Below are 18,849 nucleotides of genomic sequence, written 5' to 3'. Positions count from 1 at the left end.
CTCCACACTTAATGCATCGTATTTATAGATTTTGGTTCTATTTTCATGAATTTTTCTTTTTCAATGTCGTTAATGTATGCAGCCTGATGACCGGGGAATCCTTTCATTCGCCACCCGTCCATATTATTATTTCCATTGTATATTGGGTCAGCATAGGCACCTTCCAAGGTCGCCTGGCGTAATAATTTAAAAAAGAATTCAGAAGATACACCAGTCATTTTTATCTTATCTTTTTGGAAATCTGTTAAAATCTCATCCATTTGTTCTCCATCGAGCTCAATAAAGCTGGTGTCAAATCTACTCTCCGCTTCACTCTCCATTTTTTGTATCCCTTGCGTGAATATTTCTGCTCTCGTCAGCTTGCTTTGATAACCTTGGGTGGCTTCTCCAGCGAAAAAGGGGCCTTGCATGTATTCTCTCGAGTTATTCCCGTAGTTGCCGTACAGCCGATTATCTATAAAATAGGGGACGCCTAAACCGATCGCTCCAGGACCAAGATCATCCTCTGGGAAGATTCTTTCGGTAGCCTGTGATAAAATTTTAAAATCTTTATCATTAGAAAAGAACATTCTTCCTCGTGGACTTGTATCGGAATTTGTGTTTTTTACATCTTCTTTAAGAGCTGTTCCTCCATTGTTGTTTACGTTATAGCCAATGAGACCACCAATAAGGCCACCTCCCACAATAGAACCAGTAGCAATTCCGGTTGTCTTTAAGAAGTCTCTTCGTGATACACCTTTCTTTTCATTTTCCATTTATATGCCTCCATTCAATTAGTCTCCAATTATAAATACAAGCGCCTTAGACTGCGAGGGGGTCTGAGGGTTGATACTAGTAACAGCAGAAATTTATGACATGGGTTCCTAAATAATGAGAAACCTTTATAAAATAAGATTTCCTAAATATACCTTTTTTATACCAATATCATCTTGTTCATTATGTTCATTGGTTAGAAAAGAAATGCCTGAGAAATGTATAAAAAAAAATAACCCCAGAATGTAGGGGTTAAACCATTGTGAAATAGTAAATGTTCGTTCAAGAATAATCTTTTTTAAAAAATAAGCAATTTATGAAAAATGAGGCTGAGAGACTCTTATATAGATTTATTGTATTGTTCCTGACTTAGAATGAAGGGTTTTCGGAAGGTTATTATAAAAGGATTTTTTACTTATCTACGGTTAATGAAAAAAAAGATGGATGCCGGAAATTACAATGCTCCGGCATCCATTAATTCAATCACATCATCGATGGAAAATTTATCCCCTTGAAGTATGGTCTGTTTTTTAGTCTCTATTTTTAAATCTTCTTTATTAGTTTTATGTAAGTTGGCTGGGGTTTCTACTAGAGTAATGAAGTAGCTTTTATTATCTATAGCAAAGACTCCTTCTTCCAGAAGGTTCTCAAGCACAGCTTCTTCCTGTTTTGTAAGCTTTCTCATAATAACCTCCTATTAGACAAGAGTAACCACCATATTAATTCGTTGTTTTTTATTAACTTAGGTGGGTTGAAGAATAAGTTTAATTAAGAAAAGAAATATAAACTACATTAGTACTGTGTTATTTTTCCGGATTAAAAAAATAACGTATACTTAAATTACAATAATCGAAAGGGGAGGTAATATGATTAACCATATACAAGATAGAGTTATGTTGAATAATGGTATTGAAATGCCTGGCTTTGGTTTAGGTGTTTATAAAGTAGAGGATGGGGAGACGGTAATAAATGCTGTGAAACTAGCTCTGGAACATGGCTATCGCAGTATTGATACAGCCTCTTTCTATAACAATGAAGCTGGAGTTGGAAAAGGAATTAAAGAATCTGGAGTGCCTCGAAAGGATATTTTTGTTACATCTAAAGTTTGGAATGACCAACAGGGGTATGATTCTACATTACAGGCATGTGAGGAAACACTTAAGAAACTTGATATGGATTACCTTGATTTATATCTGATTCACTGGCCTGTAAAGGGTTTATATAAAGAAACATGGCGTGCAATGGAAAAACTTTATAAGGATGGAAAAGTCCGAGCTATTGGGGTTAGCAATTTTCATATTCATCATTTGCAAAATCTATTAAATGATTGTGAAGTCACACCAGTAATAAACCAGGTGGAATACCACCCTCATCTCACACAGGTAAATCTTAAAACATTTTGTGAAGAACATAAAATAGCACTTGAGGCATGGTCTCCACTTAAACGTGGGACATTATTAAGTGAAACTACATTAAAGCATATTGGTGAAAAATATGGAAAAACCGTGGCACAAGTTATTTTACGATGGGATATTCAAAATAACGTCATCACCATACCGAAGTCTGTACATGAGCATCGGATCAAAGAGAATGCAGATGTATTTAATTTCTCTCTTACAGAGGAAGAAATGCAGGAAATTAATAGCTTAAACAGAGATGAACGTGCAGGAACAAATCCGGACAGCTTTGATTAATAGAAAAAATTTTTATGAATACGAATGGTTTACTAAGATTCTTAACATCACTAAATTACCTGAGAAAATGAAATAATTTTAATTTAAAACCAGAAATAAAGATAAGTGGTTGCCATGGCTCTCTTGTCTATATTTCTGGTTTTTGAATTTGAAAAGAATAAGTTGAATTTTATTTTCCTCAATAAGATGGAGCTTCCTAAATGTATGAACAAGAAAAAGATAGCATATATTTTCTGAAATGGTAGTTCTTTTCTAATCTAATTGGGGAGGGAGCAACATGAAAGAGCAAAAATTGCTGAAAATATTGGGCAATAAAGATGTTATTGCGTTAGCATTTGGGGCAATGATTGGCTGGGGATGGGTTGTTACTACAGGGCTGTGGATAACTGAAGCAGGATCTCTTGGTGCAATACTAGCCTTTGCAATTGGTGGTACACTGGTTGTCTTTGTTGGTCTTACTTATGCAGAGTTAGCTTCAGCATTGCCTCTTGCTGGGGGAGAACATGTATATACTTATAAAGCAATGGGAAGAACCGCATCATTTATAGCAACATGGGCAATTATTCTTGGATATGTATCTGTTGTTGGATTTGAGGCGGTAGCATTGCCTACTGTGTTTGAATATTTGATCCCTAACTATAGCCAAGGATATTTATATACCATTGCAGGGTGGGATGTTACGATTACTTGGGCTGGTGTAGGTATTTTAGGCTCCGTATTTATTGCGTGGGTGAACTATAGAGGAATTAAGTTAACTACTGCAATAACATTTATTTTAACATTATTAATTCTAATCGCAGGAATCATGCTTATTACAGGAAGTTCAGTAGCAGGAAATGTTCAAAACATGGATCCTTTTTTTGAAAAGGGGATTGCTGGATTGCTGACTGTGGTAATTATGACGCCATTTATGTTTGTGGGATTTGACGTCATCCCGCAAGCGGCAGAAGAAATAAATCTGCCTCAGAAGCGAATAGGCCAATTGTTAATTTTTTCTGTTGTACTCGCAGTAGTTTGGTATATTGCAGTGATATTTGGTGTGTCAAGAGTGTTAAACCCTGCGGATATAAATGAATCAAACCTTGTTACGGCAGACGCCATGGCTAAGGCATTTGGTGATAGTAAAATGATGGGGAATATTTTGGTGTTAGGGGGGATCGGTGGTATTTTAACAAGCTGGCTGGGATTCTATGTTGGTGGGAGCAGAGCAATATATGCTCTTGCAAGGGCCGGGATGCTACCAAAATCGTTAGGAGAATTACACCCTAAATACAATACACCTCATAAAGCAATTGTTCTTATTGGGGTTTTGTCAACAGCAGCGCCACTATTAGGCAGACCTGCTCTTGTATGGCTGGTTGATGCTGGAGGGCTAGGTCTAGTTGTTGCCTGGTTAATGGTAGCTGTATCTTTTATCATATTACGAAAGAAAGCACCAGAGATGAAGCGTCCATTTAAACTGCCAGGTGGTACCGCTATTGGTTGGATTGCTACCATTATGGCATCGGGGATAGCTGTACTATATATGCCAGGTATGCCTTCTGCACTTATTTGGCCATATGAGTGGGTAATCGTTGGTTTATGGATAGTGCTCGGTATTATCTTATATAAGATATCTATGGCAAAGTATGGGAAGGAATATGCAGATAAACATATGAAAAATGAAATAGACAGGATTAATTAATATACTAATAAAAGAACGAAATATGTGTTTCCTATTATCAAGCCCATTTTAAGACCCAGCAATCAGCTGGGTTCTTCTTGTGGAAGAGCTTTATCAAATATAACTTATCCAAAAATTAAATTAATTATTTAAAAGTATTGACAATTTAAAATTATGTAGAATATAATGACCGTACATATTGTCGACAATCGACAAATGGAGATTAGTACCAATTAATTATTTAATTACATCTACTAGTATTATAACAAGATGCTGTGTTCTCTCTTTAAAGGTAAGTTGAAATAGCATTACTAACTGGTTCTCATAAATGGGGAGAAGGAGGAATTTTTTTAGTAAAATAGAAAGCGCTTACAAATGAGCGTATTTTGAAGAAGGGATGGGATATTATGTTGACATTTCCTATTTCAGAATTTCAAGAAAGACTTCATAAAACAAAGCAAAGGATGGAGCAATTTGGTATTGAAGTACTATTGGTAACTGATCCAGCAAACATGAACTATCTAACAGGATATGATGCATGGTCTTTTTATGTGCATCAATTGCTTGTTGTTATGGTGGATGAAGATCAACCTTATTGGATTGGTAGGGGAATGGATGCTAATGCAGCAAAATACACTACCTGGTTGGATGAGGAGCATATTCATCCTTATGCGGACCACTTTGTCCAGTCAACAATAAGGCATCCAATGGATTTTGTTTGTGAATTTCTCAAGACTAAAAAAAAGGATAAGAAAAAAATTGGAGTAGAAATGGATGCCTACTATTTTACTGCACAATGTTATGTGCGACTTACTCAAGGGCTAAGAAATGCAGTTCTTGTGGATGGAACGAATTTAGTCAATTGGATTCGGATTATTAAATCTGATTTAGAAATTGAGTATATAAGAAAGGCTGCAAAAATATCCGAAAAAGCAATGCAAGTTGCTTTTGATACGATACAGGAAGGTGTAAGGGAATGTGATGTAGTAGCAGGAATTTCTTACGCTCAAATTACTGGGACGGAAGAATATGGTGGAGACTATCCAGCCATCGTACCACTACTGCCTACAGGGGAGAAGACCTCTGCCTGCCATTTAACATGGACAGATGAACCTTTTACAGAAGGAGCCCCAGTAATTATTGAATTGGCAGGCTGTTATAAACGGTATCATTCTCCTTTGGCACGTACTGCAGTGATTGGGAAACCGAGTGAGGAAGTGTACAGGTTAAGTGAGGTAGTTATTGAAGGGTTAAATGCAGCTTTGGATTGTATAAAAGCTGGTGTCACGTGTGAAGAAATAGAACAGTCCTGGAGAAAATCCATTGAAAAAAATGGAGTAAAAAAAGAGTCTCGAATGGGTTATTCCACTGGACTAAATTATCCACCAGACTGGGGCGAGCACACAGCAAGTATCAGACCTGGAGACAAGACGATTTTGCAACCGAATATGGTTTTTCATATGATCCCAACAATAGATTTAGGTCCTATTGGTATGGAGATTAGTGAGTCCTTTTGTGTAACTGAAAATGGCTGTGAGGTACTAGCCGATTTTCCAAGGGAGCTTTATGTGAAGCCAAACATCCGTTTAGCATGATGAAGGACATTGCCGCCCGATTTAGCACTCTCAATGTCTATCATGGGCTTGATGAAAGACATTCCGGCATGATTTGGTACGGGCAATGTCCGTCATGGGCTTGATGAAAGACATTCCGGCATGATTTGGCACGGGCAATGTCCGTCATAGGCTTGATGAAAGACATTCCGGCATGATTTGGCACGGGCAATGTCCGTCATGGGCTTGATGAAAGACATTGCCGCCCGATTTAGCACCCGCAATGTCTATCATGGGCTTGATGAAAGACATTCCGGCATGATTTGGCACCCGCAATGTCTTTCATGCGTCTGATGAAAGACATTGCCGTATGATTTAGCATCCACAATGTCTATCATCTACTTTATTATAGCTTCTAGATAGTATGCTCACTTAATGCCTATAATTATCATAAAGCAAAAAAAGCGGGGCTTGATACTTGTGTTTTGAAGCTGAAAAATGAGAGTGAATTAATGGGGAATAAAAACAGATCCACCTATAAAATGAGGCTGGATCTGTTTTAAAGATATTAAAATATAAATAGGTCGAGAAAACGCAGTCCCAAAAGGTCTTCGGTGGGACGAGTAAGCGCAGTCCCAAGGCAGGGCGACTTTGCTTGGCTTACTTTACTCGAAGCTGTTTTTGCAGGCCGTTTATTCCCGAATGAGATTTGGTGGAATTCTTCCCTCTAGCGCCTCTTCCAGGTTATGAGCTGCTAGCTTAGACATATTAAGTTCTGTTTCGTAAGTTGAAGACCCAATATGCGGTGTCGTTACGACATTTCCCATTTTCAGTAGAGGGTTATCCGGATCAACTGGCTCTTTTTCAAAGACGTCGAGGCCGGCACCAGCTATTTCCCCACATTGTAGTGCTTCAATTAAGCCTTCTTCTACAACGGTTTTCCCTCGAGATCCATTAATGAAAATTGCTGTTTTTTTCATTTTTTTAAATTCATTTTTCCCAATCATTCCTTCAGTTTCAGGAGTTAAGGGTGTGATAAGACATACAAAGTCGGATTGTGAGAGTAAATTATTAAGATCACAATACTCAGCTGAAAAGGTTTCCTCAACGTCTGGCTTCCTTGAACGACTATGATACAAAACCTCCATATCAAAACCAAAATGCGCACGCTTGGCAATAGCTTTACCAATACGTCCCATACCAATTATTCCTATTTTTTTATGATGCACATCCAAACCAAAGTAGGCAGAGTCTATTGTTTCATTTGTCCATTTTCCGCTTTTTACATAATGATCGAGCTCAGGTATTCTTCTTGCAGCAGAAATAAGAATCCCGAAGATCGCATCTGCTACTGTATCTGTTAGTACTCCTGGAGTATTTGTTGCCATAATATTACGTTTGTTAATTTCCTCCATGTCCAGATTGTTATATCCAACAGATACATTGCTAATAACTTTTAAGTTCGGTGCACGATTAAGGAGTTCACGGTCTACAGGGAGCTCTAAGCCAATGATTCCCTCTGTCTTTTTTAATTGTTGTAAAAATGTAGGATCTTTTCTTGTGTCCACATCTTTAAAATAATGGACGTCATACTTCTCTTTTAGCTTTTCTAATACTGGTTGCTCCAATCGATTATACACAATAACTTTTTTTCTCATAAAAATCCCCCTATCTACACTTAAAATAGGCATAATTCATTGTAAAGTCAACAATAAAAATAAATAATTTAAAATTATCTAAATTTTATTGACAAGTAAATTCTTGTGTTTTATGATGAGTGTAATTATTGTCGACAATCGACAAACAACAATTACTCTAGAGTGGAAGGGGAGCTCAAAAGGTGGATGACGACCATTCTATTTTACAGAAGCCACTTAGTCAGTTGATAGCTGACCAATTAAAGAAAAAGATATGGAACAAAGAGATTGAATTTGGTGAACGATTGCTTGAGAGTGATCTTGCCGAATCCTTTGATGTAAGTCGCAGCACTATACGAGAAGCATTGAAAATCCTTGAAATAGAAGAGTTAGTAATAAGTAAAGCAAGAAAAGGTACGTATGTAGCAACTTTTACTGAAAAGGATCTTGATGAAATTATTGAGTTGCGTACCTTAATTGAAACTACGGCATTTTCGAAAGCGCTACCAAAAATAGAAGCTTGTCACTTTAATGCATTGGAAAAAATAACAAAAGAGATGAAAATAAAGGCGCAAGCGCAGGATTGGAAGGCATTATTTGATTTGGATGTGCAGTTTCATCGGTATGTGGTGGATCTATGTGATAATTCACGGATAATTAAGATTTACGATTCTTTGCAAGTACAGATTCGTACTTTCCTTATGCATCTTGATCAATACTATTCCAGTTTCCACTCCTTTTACGAAGAACATCAGGCTTTACTGGAAGCATTAAAAACGAAGGATTCATCTGTTGTTAAAGAAAAGGTGAAAAACCATATTGTTTATGTAGAAGAAAAAATACTTGGCAGGAAAGAAGTGGAGGATGACAAAGTAATACCAAACCAGAAATAACTACCTAATGTTGTCCATCCGTTATGAACATAATTTGAAGGAGGCTGATCATATGGCAAGAGTGTTTGCAAATGTGAAAACAAAATTACCTGGCCCCAAGGCGAAAGAGCTACTTCAACGAAGGTTGGATATCGTACCTAACGGTGTGAGCTATGGAATACCGACATTTGTCAAAACAGCAAAAGGTGCCTTGTTGGAGGATGTGGATGGAAACAGCTTTATTGATTTTGCTGGAGCGATTGGAACAATAAATGCAGGTCACTGTCATGACACGGTGGTCACTGCATTACATGAACAAGTGGATAATTATATTCACACTGGATTTAACGTAATGATGTATGATCCATATATTGAATTTGCTGAGAAAATAGCTAATCTAGCTCCAGGTAATTTTGATAAGAAAGTAATGTTCCTGAATAGTGGAGCAGAAGCTGTAGAGAATGCCATAAAAATTGCCCGGAAATTTACGAATCGCCAGGCGGTTGTATCATTTTCAGGTGGATTTCATGGGAGAACATTATTAGCGATGTCATTAACCGGTAAGGTAAGACCATATAAATATGAATATGGGCCATTTGCGCCGGAAATCTACCATGCCCCATTTCCATATGCATATAGACGTCCCGAATCAATGAGTCAGGAAGCGTATACAACGTATCTGCTCGACCAACTGAAAGATTTCTTTATTAGTGAAGTAGATCCCAGCCAGGTTGCTGCCATCATTATGGAACCAATACAGGGGGAAAGTGGTTTTATTATTCCTGATAAGGCATTTGTAAAAGGAGTTTATGAATTATGCAAGCAGCATGGAATCTTATTTATCGCAGATGAGATTCAGACTGGATTCGGTCGAACCGGGAAATATTTTGCTATGGAGCATTACGAAGTGGAACCAGACTTGATCACCATATCGAAATCGATGGCCGCAGGATTGCCAATTAGTGGGGTGATTGGTAGAAAAAAAATAATGGATCATGCCAAATCCGGTGAACTGGGAGGAACATATTGTGGTAGTCCGCTTGGCTGCAAAGCAGGGATTGCTGTATTGGACGTTATGGAAAAAGAGAATTTAAACGAGCGTGCAATTGAAATAGGAGATAAAGTAATGAAAAAATTTGAACAGTTATATAAAAATTATGAGGTTATTGGCGACTATCGTGGTCTTGGGGCGATGTGTGCGCTTGAGTTTGTAGAAGATCGAGAAAGTAAGAAACCGGATGGAAATATTACAGGAAGGATATTAAAAGAAGCTCAGAATCATGGATTGATTGCATTGAAAGCAGGTTTTTACGATAACGTCGTGCGACTTTTAATGCCGCTCGTCATCACTGACGAACAACTGGAGGAAGGTCTGGATATATTAGAGGCGGCTATTAAGGCAACTGTCAACGAAGCCGTACAAAATTAACTTTAGAAATATAGGAGGGATTATGTCAATGGCAGAAGTAGACAAAATAAAGGCATGTATGCATATCGATGGAGAATGGATCGGAGAAGAATTCGACTCAAAAAATGTTATAAATCCTGCAAATGGGGAAACCGTGGGAAGCTTTCCAATTGGTGGGGAAAAAGAAACACAGATGGCAATTGATTCGGCGCATCGAGCTTTTGAAACATGGTCAGAAATCACAGCTTATGAACGGGCTGGTTATCTTAAAAAGCTGTATCATCTTATGTTGGAAAATCAGGAGGAATTAGCCCGAACGATGACTTTGGAAATGGGAAAGCCCATTAATGAGTCAAGAGGTGAAGTGGTTTATGCAGCTACATTTATTGAATGGTTTGCAGAGGAGGGCAAACGTGTATATGGTGAAACCATTCCTTCCCACTTAGGAGCTAAGCGCCTGCAGGTATGGAAAAAACCAGTAGGAGTTGTAGCAGCAATAACACCTTGGAATTTTCCGGCAGCAATGTTGACAAGAAAGATGGGTCCAGCGCTGGCTGCAGGATGTACGGTCATTATGAAACCTTCGGGTGAAAGCCCTTTAACAGCTGTAAAACTAATGGAGCTTTGTGAAGAAGCAGGTTTTCCAAAAGGGGTCGTTAATCTGGTGACAGGCTCGTCCTCAAAAATTACGAAAACTTTAATGGAAGATGAACGTGTTCGGAAAATAACCTTCACAGGTTCTACAGAGGTTGGCAAGATACTAATCAGGCAAAGTGCCGATCAAGTAAAACGCTTATCATTGGAGCTTGGCGGTCATGCTCCATTAATTGTACTTGATGATGCAGATATAGATAAAGCGGTCAAAGGTGTAATAGCATCAAAATTCAGAAATGCAGGGCAAACCTGTATTTGTGCAAATCGAATATACGTGCATGCTGGAGTATATGAAGCATTTATTGAAAAATTTGCTGAACAAGTTGGGCAATTAAAGGTAGGAGACGGGATGGATGAATCCGTTGCGGTAGGTCCTTTAATAAATCAGTCAGGTCTTGAAAAAGTTTCCCATCATGTGAAAGATGCAGTTGCCAAAGGTGCCACGGTAGTAACAGGAGGCGAATCCATTGATTCAAGTAATGGAGTATTCTATAAGCCTACCGTTGTGAAAGATGTAGACGCTTCGATGATTGTAATGCAAGAAGAAACATTTGGCCCTGTCGCCCCTGTCCAAAAAATTTATTCAGATGAAGAGGCAATCAAGTTGGCAAATAGCACCCCATACGGGTTGGCTGCCTATATTTTCACAGAAAATGTGGCACGAGGAACGAAGCTTATTGAAAAGTTGAATTTTGGTATTGTTGGTTGGAATGACGGAGCGCCATCAGCTGCTCAAGTTCCATTTGGAGGTATGAAAGAAAGTGGAATTGGCAGGGAAGGCGGTCATGAAGGAATGGATGCCTTTGTTGAATCTCAGTATGTATCCATTGGTATGGAATAAGGAGAAGGGAGAGAATGTGATGAAAGAACAGATCTTTTCGGAACATGCCCCCTGTCCTACAGTTCCTTATTCACAAGGAATAAAGTTTGGTGATTTCATTTTTGTTTCTGGCCAGGATGGCTATCAGTCAAATGGTAGTCTCAAAGGTAACACAGTTGCGGAACAGACCGATGCTGCACTTACAAACATAAAAAATATTTTAAGGGAAAAAGGGGCAGATCTAGAGGATATTGTCCATATGACCTGTCATTTGTCTGAGCTAACTGAAAGTAATGTACATGAGTTTAATAGAGTATATGAATCATTCTTTAAGTCTATTGAAGTAAAACCAACCAGGATAACAGTTGGCAGCCAGCTACTGGGCGTAAAGGTAGAGATTACAGCGATAGCTTCTATGGTTTGACTAGGAAAGGAAGGGAGCAAGGCTTGTTTGCTCTCTTTTTTATACAAAAATAAGAATGTATTAAATTTTGCCTCTATTTTGTTCTTATGCATGAATGGCTATATCCAGCTCCAGCGCCCAGCAACTAGCAATTTTCTTGATGGGGCGAGCATTTAGCGCAGCCCCAAACTTCAATCTTCTTTCTACGATAAGTCAACATCGATTCGCTATGCATAAGAAGGAGGGCCGACTAACGACGGCCTTTGCGGCCAACGTCGGCATACCCCTTTTGCGGGGGCATGTTTCCTTTATCTCATGCAGAAGATCTCCAGTTTGTACGTTGCTAAACGGGCGCTTGCGCATTTTTTGATGGAGGGTGAGGTTATTGAGCACAGAAGGCCAAAAACTAGTTCAGGAAGCAGATAAACTAAAACAAAATCTGGTTGAATGGCGTAGGCAGCTCCACATGTATCCTGAACTTAGTTTTCAAGAATGGAAGACTTCTCGTTATGTAGCTGATTTGTTAAGAAGGGTACCTGGTTTAATCGTAGAGGAGGGCATCGGTTACCCAACTGCAATTGTTGGCACATTAACCTCAGGATCAGGACCAAAGATTGCTATTCGTGCGGATATGGACGCATTACCAATCCAGGAAGAAAACAATACAGCATATAAATCAAAAAATGAAGGGGTAATGCATGCTTGTGGGCATGATGCTCATACGGCTATCTGCTTAGGAGCAGCCCATTTGCTTGGTGAATATTTCTCCAAAGGGCAGCTTCAGGGCACAGTTAAATTCCTGTTTCAGCCTGCAGAAGAAAAAGCGGACGAAGAAGGATTAACAGGAGCCCCTTATATGATAATGGCAGGAGTGCTGGATGAAATGGATGCAGTAATTGCTTTGCATATGAGTCCAGAAGAATCACTTGGTGAAGTAAAAGTGCATGACGGATATAGTATGGCTAATGTGGATGTGTTCGAAGCGATTGTTAGAGGTACTGGGGGGCACGGAGCTTACCCCCATCTGGGCACAGATCCGTTTTGGATGCTCACCTCAGTATTGCAAGTACTATATGGCATACCAAGTCGAAGGGTATCTCCCCTAGAATCAGCGGTCATCAGTATTGGTTCTATACAAAGTGGGAGCGCTAGTAATGTCATTCCATCACAAGTAAATGTAAAAGGGACGATCCGGAGTTATCAACCATATGTGAGAGAGCAGTTACATGATGAGGTAAAAAAAGCCTTTGCCTTGGTGGATACATTAGGAGGAAGGACGGAAGTAACTATTTCAAGTGAGGATCCAGCTCTAAAGAACGATCCGAAGATTAATCATTTAGTGAGGTCAGCTATTAATAGACTTTATCCGGAGTTTAAGATTAAAAATGAACCTTTTGGATTAGGTGGGGAGGATTTCGCACACATGACTCAACACATCCCCGGGGCTATGTTTTTCCTTGGGTGTGCGGCTTCCGATAAAGAAAATCGTGATTTGCATACTCCGTGTTTTGATATCGACGAAAATGTCTTACCTGTAGGTACGGCAATTTTATCAGAAACAGTGAGGAATTTTTTGAGTTAGAAAATATACAAATACGCTACAAACTGTTCAGTTCACAGGATTGAAATGTCTGGAGGTGTGTATGTGGATCAAAGTTCCGTAAGTCTCCGTGATATATGGAAGGCCAAAAAGCGAATAGCCCCTTATATTCAGCAATCTCCTTTAATTTACTCTGAAAGACTGTCTGAAATTGCGAATTGTGCTATATATCTAAAACTGGAAAATCTACATGCTTCTGGTTCTTTTAAAATAAGGGGGGCGACGAATAAAATATTATTGTTAACAGAGGAAGAAAGGAAGCTAGGTGTCACTACTTTTTCTACCGGGAATTTTGGAGTAAGTGTTGCTATGATAGCAAAACAGTTAGGTATCCGAGCCACTGTCTGTATTTCTGAACGCGTACCACAAACTAAAGTAGCAGCACTTCGTCGATCTGGCGTCCAATTGGAAATATACGGACAATCACAGGATGACGCGGCGGCGAGGTGTGAACAGCTTCAGAAATCAAAGGGATTGACTATTTTACACCCATTTGACGATCCGGAAGTCATTGCAGGACAAGGGACAATTGGTTTAGAAATTATCGAGGAGCTGCCTGAAGTGGATACCATTTTTGGTGGTTTGTCTGGCGGTGGATTGCATTCTGGAATTGGAGTCGCAATGAAAACAATTGATCCATCAATTAATATTATTGGACTGTCGCCAACAAGCAGTGCAGCAATGTATGAGAGTATTAAAGCAGGTAAGCCACTTTTGGTAGAGGAACAAGATACTTACGCTGATAGTCTTCTCGGGGGCATTGGCTTGAATAATAAATTAACATTTCCCTTGGTCCAAAAATACGTTGATGACATTATTTTGTTGGAGGAAGAAGATATAACTGCCGGGATGCATTTTATGCTTATCCACCATCGCATGGCCATTGAAGGAGCTGCTGCCTGTGGTATCGGTGCAATAATAAACAAAAAAGTCAAGTTGGGAACACATAATGTAATTATGATTACTGGTAACAGTGTAGGTTCAGAAGTATTATTCGATATCATGCAGGCACATCATTCTTGGTAGGGAATTCTGAAAAAGTAATAAGGTTTGGAGGTTTGAAAATGAATAAAATCTTATTTAATAACCAAATCACCGCACGTGAACGTTTTATTGATATAGAAGATAGGGGCTATCAATTTGGTGATGGTATTTATGAAGTGATCGGAGTCTATGACGGAAAGCCCTTTCTTCTTGAAGAGCATCTGTTAAGGCTGAAGCGGAGTGCGAAAGAAGTTCATCTGCAGCTTCCTGAAAAGATAGAAAAGATTAAGGGAAACCTGGAAAAGCTTGTTCAAGTCAATGAACTTGTGGAAGGGATTATTTATCTGCAAATCTCTCGTGGGACTGCTGCCAGATGGCACGAATTCCCTTCGCCTGAAGTATCACCAGTAATGGTAGCATATACGAGAGCAGAGCAGCGAATGAGTAATGTTGAAGATGAAGGGGCGATAGCTACATTAACAGAAGATATTCGCTGGTTACGATGTGATATAAAGACATTAAATTTACTTCCAAATGTGCTGGCTAAACAAAAAGCTGTGGAACAAAACGCTATAGAGGCAATTCTGCATCGAGGGGAAACAGTCACAGAGGCGAGTGCCTCAAATGTTTTTATGGTAAGGAACGAGGAAGTTTATACACATCCAGCGAACAACTTTATATTAAATGGAATTACAAGACAACAGGTTCTTCAATTGTGTAATAAACTTGGTATCCCCGTAAATGAAAAGCCATTTAACATCAAGGAAATGCTTCAAGCTGAAGAAGTGTTTATTACAGCTACCAAATTAGATATAGTCCCCATTTTAAAAGTAGATCAGCATACGATAGCATCAGGTAATCCTGGTAATATAACCAAAAAAATTCTCCGTGAATTCCGCAAACTTTATCAAAAACAAGTAAAAAGCAAATCTTGAAAATCTATAAGTAGCAAGGAGGAGGCGGTATGGTTGCAGCATACATTGGTATATCATCATCCCACAATTGCTGAGATAAGTATGGCAGCTTTTAGCGAGAATATTTGTAAACTAAAGGAACACGCCCCACGTGCCAGCATGCTTGCTGTCATCAAGACAAATGCTTATGGGCATGGTGTTGTTCCAATGGGAGAAGCAGCTGTAGCATCTGGTGCTGAACGTCTTGGAGTAACTACTGTGGAAGAAGGAGTTATGCTTCGAGAGCATGGCCTCCTGGTTCCCATCCATATTCTTAGCTCTATAGTACCTGAGCAGGCAGAGGTAGCAATTACTTATGATTTAACTATTTCTGTATCCTCCGTAACTCTAGCAAAGCGATTAAGCGATGAAGCGATACATCAAGCCAAAATCGCAATTGTCCACTTGAAGGTTGATACTGGGTTACATCGATTTGGAGTTGAGCCCAAACAGATTACTTCCTTTTGTAAAACAACTTACCATCTCCCGAATTTGGAATGGGAAGGGATTTATACACATTTCTCAAGAGCAGATGATGGTGATTGGGAGCAAACTGAAAAAGAATTCGCTCTTTTTCAGCAGACGGTAATACAGCTCCAACAAAGTGGATATCATTTTCCGCTCCAGCATGCTGGTGGCTCTAGTATTACATTGGAAAGAAAGGATATGCATTTAGATATGGTGCGACCAGGTGTAGCCTTATTTGGTTATACCCCTGACATCCGGCAAGAGAAAAAACTTTCATTAAAGCCTGTAATGACTTTGAAGTCCCGCCTGTTACAAGTGCGGGAAATCCCTCCTGGAACTCCGGTTGGTTATAGTGGAAGTTATGTTAGTAGCTCTGTAGAAAAGATAGCTGTTGTGCCAATTGGTCACGGAGATGGTTATAAAAGAGCACTATCTAACAAAGGTGAAATGCTGGTAAGAGGAAAGAGAGCCAAAATCATTGGGACAATTTCACTTGATCAGACACTTATTAATGTAACAGATATTTCGGATGTTAAAGAAGGCGATGAAGTTGTTTTGCTTGGTGAGCAAGGGAAGGAAAGAATTGGAGCAAGAGAAATTGCTAAGTGGGCAGGTAGCAATATTGATGAAATACTAGCAAGTTTGACCGAACGAATTCCGAGGAAATATATAGAAAATTAACACGAAAAAGAATGGGGGAAAGAGAATGGATTTTTTATCTGTAATTCCGCCTATTGTAGCAGTAGTTTTGGCGATTTTTACAAAACGTGTATTATTTTCGTTATTTATTAGTATTTGGGTAGGAGGCTTAATTTTCGCTGGAGGCAATCCGTTTGAAGCAGTTGGGGTTACATTTACTTGGATGAAGGATGTAATGGTCGATCCATGGAATGCGCGCTTTCTTGTTATGACAGCATTACTTGGAACAGGTGCAGCTTTTATGTTTAAAACAGGCGGATCTGAAGGCTTGATCCGACTTTTAGAGAAAAAATTAACAACGAAAAAAAGAGTGTTGTTTTTACCATACATTTTAGGAATTATTGTGTTTTTTAATGATTATGTTAATTCGGTTATCGTTGGAAATGCGTCAAAGGATATTACCGCAAAACATAAGATCTCTCGAGAGAAGCTATCCTATATTCTTGATTCCACAGCTGCACCTATGGCAACGATCGGACCTGTTTCAGATTGGATTGGTTTTCAGGTTTCATTAATTGCTGCAGCTGTAGCTAGTGCGAGCATTGTTGGCATCGAACCTTATTTCGCTTTCTTGCAATCTATTCCATGGAATTTTTATGCTATTCTTTGCTTGCTCGCTGTCCCAATGATCATCATGGGGAAAGACTTTGGTCCAATGGCAAAAGCAGAGAGGAGAGCAGGAAAAACAGGAAAACTAATTCCGGACGGGTCCACCCCATTATCTTCTGTGGAACAGGACCTGGGTGAGCCCCATAAAAGAGATGGGAGTGTGTGGAACTTCGTTTTACCTCTTGTAACACTTATAAGTGTAAGTGTATGGGGGCTGTGGTATTCAGGTGGAGGAGCTGAGGGGAAATCCATGATGGATGCTCTCGCTGACACGGACGTGTCTGTAGCCCTGACTTGGGGAGCATTTGCAATGACATTTGTTGGAGTTATTCTCGCTCTAATTCAAGGGATGGGTTTGAAAAAATGTGAAGATACACTATTAGGTGGCATACGGACAATGCTACCTGCTCTTGTTATTATTGTCTTGGCCTGGTCTATTGGTACGGTTACATCCGAACTTGGCACAGCAGAGTTTGTAGTGAATGCAACGCAAGGCTGGATGTCTGCTGCCTTATTGCCGTTTCTTGTATTTGTTATAGGGATGTTTATATCTTTTGCTACAGGAACCTCATGGGGGACGATGTCTATCCTGACACCACTGGCTATTCCACTTGCCTATACATTAGGAGATGTTGATTTAATTCCAATTGTAGTCGGTGCCATATTTGCTGGTGCTATTTTTGGGGATCATGTCTCGCCAATATCTGATACTACAGTAATGGCTTCCATTTTTGCTGGTTCAGATCACATTGCACATGTAAATACACAAATACCGTATGCATTGGTTCCAGCAGGAATCGCGGGCATATTGTATTTGTCTTATAACATTATTGGAAGCAGTATCGTGTTGTTACTTGTTGGGATTATCGTACAGTTTTTCCTCATACGCTATCTTGGGAATCGTGAAGAGAAGAAAATGACTCAGGAAGAAGAGAGATTGGGTGCGTAAACTACATTTGTGAATGCAGGAGGAGATTATGAAAAAAATAAAAATAGCACTAATCCCCGGGGATGGAATTGGACCAGAAGTAATTGAACAAGGTGTAAAAGTATTGCATGCAATAGAGAGAATGGACCAAGGGCTGTCCTTCACATTTGAAACATTCCCATGGGGGTGTGAATATTACCTTGAAAAGGGCATCATGATGGACGCGAATGGTATTGACTTGCTTCAAAAGTTTGAAGCTATATATTTGGGAGCTGTTGGCTATCCTGGAGTTCCTGACCATATTTCTTTATGGGATCTACTTTTAAAGATTCGTAAGTCGTTTGATCAGTACGTAAATCTCAGACCAGTAACCTTGCTGCACCCAAGCTTCACACCATTGAAAAAGAGAAGTGAAAAAGATATTGATATGCTCGTGATTAGGGAAAATAGTGAGGGAGAATATGCTGGAGCAGGAGAGTGGCTGTTTAAGGGGAAACCGGAAGAAGTAGTTCTACAAACAGGGGTCTTTTCAAGAAAAGGAACAGAGAGAATTATTCGTTTTGCATATGAAGAAGCGAGAAAGTCGCAACGTACACTAACAAGTATTAGTAAGGCGAATGCACTTAATTACTCCATGGTATTTTGGGATGAAGTATTTGAAGAAGTTGGTAAAGAGTATCCAGATGTAACTACATTCTCCTATTTGGTAGATGCTGCCAGTCTTTACTTTGTCTCAGATCCGGGCAGATTTGAAGTGGTCGTGACGAGCAACCTATTTGGAGATATTTTAACAGATATCGGAGCAGCAATTACTGGGGGATTGGGATTAGCAACAGGGGCTAATATTAATCCGGAGAGGGAATTTCCTTCCATGTTTGAGCCTGTTCATGGGTCCGCGCCTGATATTGCTGGTCAGGGTATTGCTAACCCGCTTGCGGCAATATGGTCAGTTAGTCAAATGATGGATTTCTTTGATGAGAAAGAATGGAGTGAAAAGATCTTAGCAACAATCAGCTCCATTATTTTGGAAACGGATAACCTTACACCAGATTTAGGTGGGAAGGCAACAACAAATGAAGTTGGCGACAGATTTATTGAAATATTATCTAGAGCAACATGAATAAGTTCTAGCTTGCAACCACTTACTATGT

At 39.4% G+C, this 18,849-nt stretch carries 16 protein-coding genes; 13 read left to right on the top strand and 3 right to left on the bottom strand.

The genetic code is table 11. The features are described from left to right. Positions 1–8: 8 nt before the first annotated feature. Both BME96_RS14300 and BME96_RS14295 read right to left on the bottom strand, forming a co-directional pair. The gene (locus tag BME96_RS14300) at positions 9–755 is read right to left on the bottom strand and encodes a gluconate 2-dehydrogenase subunit 3 family protein (RefSeq protein ID WP_071649377.1); all 747 of its coding nucleotides are present in this window, start codon (positions 753–755) and stop codon (positions 9–11) included. A gap of 452 nt (positions 756–1,207) precedes the next feature. Continuing rightward, a complete protein-coding gene (locus tag BME96_RS14295; protein WP_060681743.1) occupies positions 1,208–1,438 on the bottom strand; it encodes a hypothetical protein in 231 nt (76 codons plus the stop codon). A 181-nt stretch (positions 1,439–1,619) separates the two neighbouring features. Here BME96_RS14295 and BME96_RS14290 point away from each other — a divergent pair, with 181 nt between their 5' ends. The 3 genes from BME96_RS14290 (at position 1,620) to BME96_RS14280 (ending at position 5,705) form a co-directional block, all read left to right on the top strand. Beyond that, positions 1,620–2,447 carry an aldo/keto reductase gene (locus BME96_RS14290; protein ID WP_071649376.1) on the top strand — a complete coding sequence of 276 codons (828 nt, stop codon included), beginning with the start codon at positions 1,620–1,622 and terminating at the stop codon, positions 2,445–2,447. A gap of 277 nt (positions 2,448–2,724) precedes the next feature. Then, positions 2,725–4,131 carry an APC family permease gene (locus BME96_RS14285; protein ID WP_071649375.1) on the top strand — a complete coding sequence of 469 codons (1,407 nt, stop codon included), beginning with the start codon at positions 2,725–2,727 and terminating at the stop codon, positions 4,129–4,131. A gap of 386 nt (positions 4,132–4,517) precedes the next feature. Then, the gene (locus tag BME96_RS14280) at positions 4,518–5,705 is read left to right on the top strand and encodes a M24 family metallopeptidase (protein ID WP_175618850.1); all 1,188 of its coding nucleotides are present in this window, start codon (positions 4,518–4,520) and stop codon (positions 5,703–5,705) included. A 650-nt stretch (positions 5,706–6,355) separates the two neighbouring features. Here BME96_RS14280 and BME96_RS14275 read toward each other — a convergent pair. Continuing rightward, positions 6,356–7,321 (bottom strand): 2-hydroxyacid dehydrogenase, encoded by a 966-nt coding sequence (locus BME96_RS14275; RefSeq protein WP_071649374.1) that lies wholly within the window; start codon positions 7,319–7,321, stop codon positions 6,356–6,358. Between the two features lie 182 nt (positions 7,322–7,503). Here BME96_RS14275 and BME96_RS14270 point away from each other — a divergent pair, with 182 nt between their 5' ends. From BME96_RS14270 to BME96_RS14225, 10 genes are all read left to right on the top strand, one after another. After that, positions 7,504–8,193 carry a GntR family transcriptional regulator gene (locus tag BME96_RS14270; RefSeq protein ID WP_060681740.1) on the top strand — a complete coding sequence of 230 codons (690 nt, stop codon included), beginning with the start codon at positions 7,504–7,506 and terminating at the stop codon, positions 8,191–8,193. A 52-nt stretch (positions 8,194–8,245) separates the two neighbouring features. Further along, positions 8,246–9,601, top strand: a complete 1,356-nt coding sequence (gabT, locus tag BME96_RS14265) for a 4-aminobutyrate--2-oxoglutarate transaminase (RefSeq protein ID WP_071649373.1) — start codon at positions 8,246–8,248, stop codon at positions 9,599–9,601. A gap of 28 nt (positions 9,602–9,629) precedes the next feature. Continuing rightward, positions 9,630–11,075 (top strand): NAD-dependent succinate-semialdehyde dehydrogenase, encoded by a 1,446-nt coding sequence (locus BME96_RS14260; RefSeq protein ID WP_071649372.1) that lies wholly within the window; start codon positions 9,630–9,632, stop codon positions 11,073–11,075. A 19-nt stretch (positions 11,076–11,094) separates the two neighbouring features. Beyond that, positions 11,095–11,478 (top strand): Rid family hydrolase, encoded by a 384-nt coding sequence (locus BME96_RS14255; RefSeq protein ID WP_071650016.1) that lies wholly within the window; start codon positions 11,095–11,097, stop codon positions 11,476–11,478. A 355-nt stretch (positions 11,479–11,833) separates the two neighbouring features. Beyond that, positions 11,834–13,039 carry a M20 metallopeptidase family protein gene (locus tag BME96_RS14250; protein WP_408068400.1) on the top strand — a complete coding sequence of 402 codons (1,206 nt, stop codon included), beginning with the start codon at positions 11,834–11,836 and terminating at the stop codon, positions 13,037–13,039. A gap of 63 nt (positions 13,040–13,102) precedes the next feature. Next, positions 13,103–14,083 (top strand): pyridoxal-phosphate dependent enzyme, encoded by a 981-nt coding sequence (locus tag BME96_RS14245; RefSeq protein WP_077358471.1) that lies wholly within the window; start codon positions 13,103–13,105, stop codon positions 14,081–14,083. 38 nt (positions 14,084–14,121) lie between these two features. Next, positions 14,122–14,976 carry a D-amino-acid transaminase gene (gene dat, locus BME96_RS14240; RefSeq protein ID WP_071649369.1) on the top strand — a complete coding sequence of 285 codons (855 nt, stop codon included), beginning with the start codon at positions 14,122–14,124 and terminating at the stop codon, positions 14,974–14,976. Between the two features lie 33 nt (positions 14,977–15,009). Then, positions 15,010–16,143, top strand: coding sequence for an alanine racemase (gene alr, locus BME96_RS14235; protein ID WP_071649368.1), 1,134 nt, complete (start codon positions 15,010–15,012; stop codon positions 16,141–16,143). 25 nt (positions 16,144–16,168) lie between these two features. Further along, positions 16,169–17,719: a Na+/H+ antiporter NhaC family protein gene (locus BME96_RS14230; RefSeq protein WP_071649367.1), complete on the top strand. Its 1,551-nt coding sequence runs from the start codon at positions 16,169–16,171 to the stop codon at positions 17,717–17,719. 28 nt (positions 17,720–17,747) lie between these two features. Beyond that, entirely contained in the window at positions 17,748–18,818 is a 1,071-nt protein-coding gene (locus tag BME96_RS14225) for a tartrate dehydrogenase (protein WP_071649366.1), read from the top strand. The last annotated feature ends 31 nt before the right edge of the window (positions 18,819–18,849 follow it).

The organism is Virgibacillus halodenitrificans (assembly GCF_001878675.1).
In the GTDB taxonomy this organism is placed as follows: Bacteria; Bacillota; Bacilli; order Bacillales; family Amphibacillaceae; genus Virgibacillus_Q; species Virgibacillus_Q halodenitrificans.
This window is presented reverse-complemented; position numbering and strand designations above follow the sequence as displayed.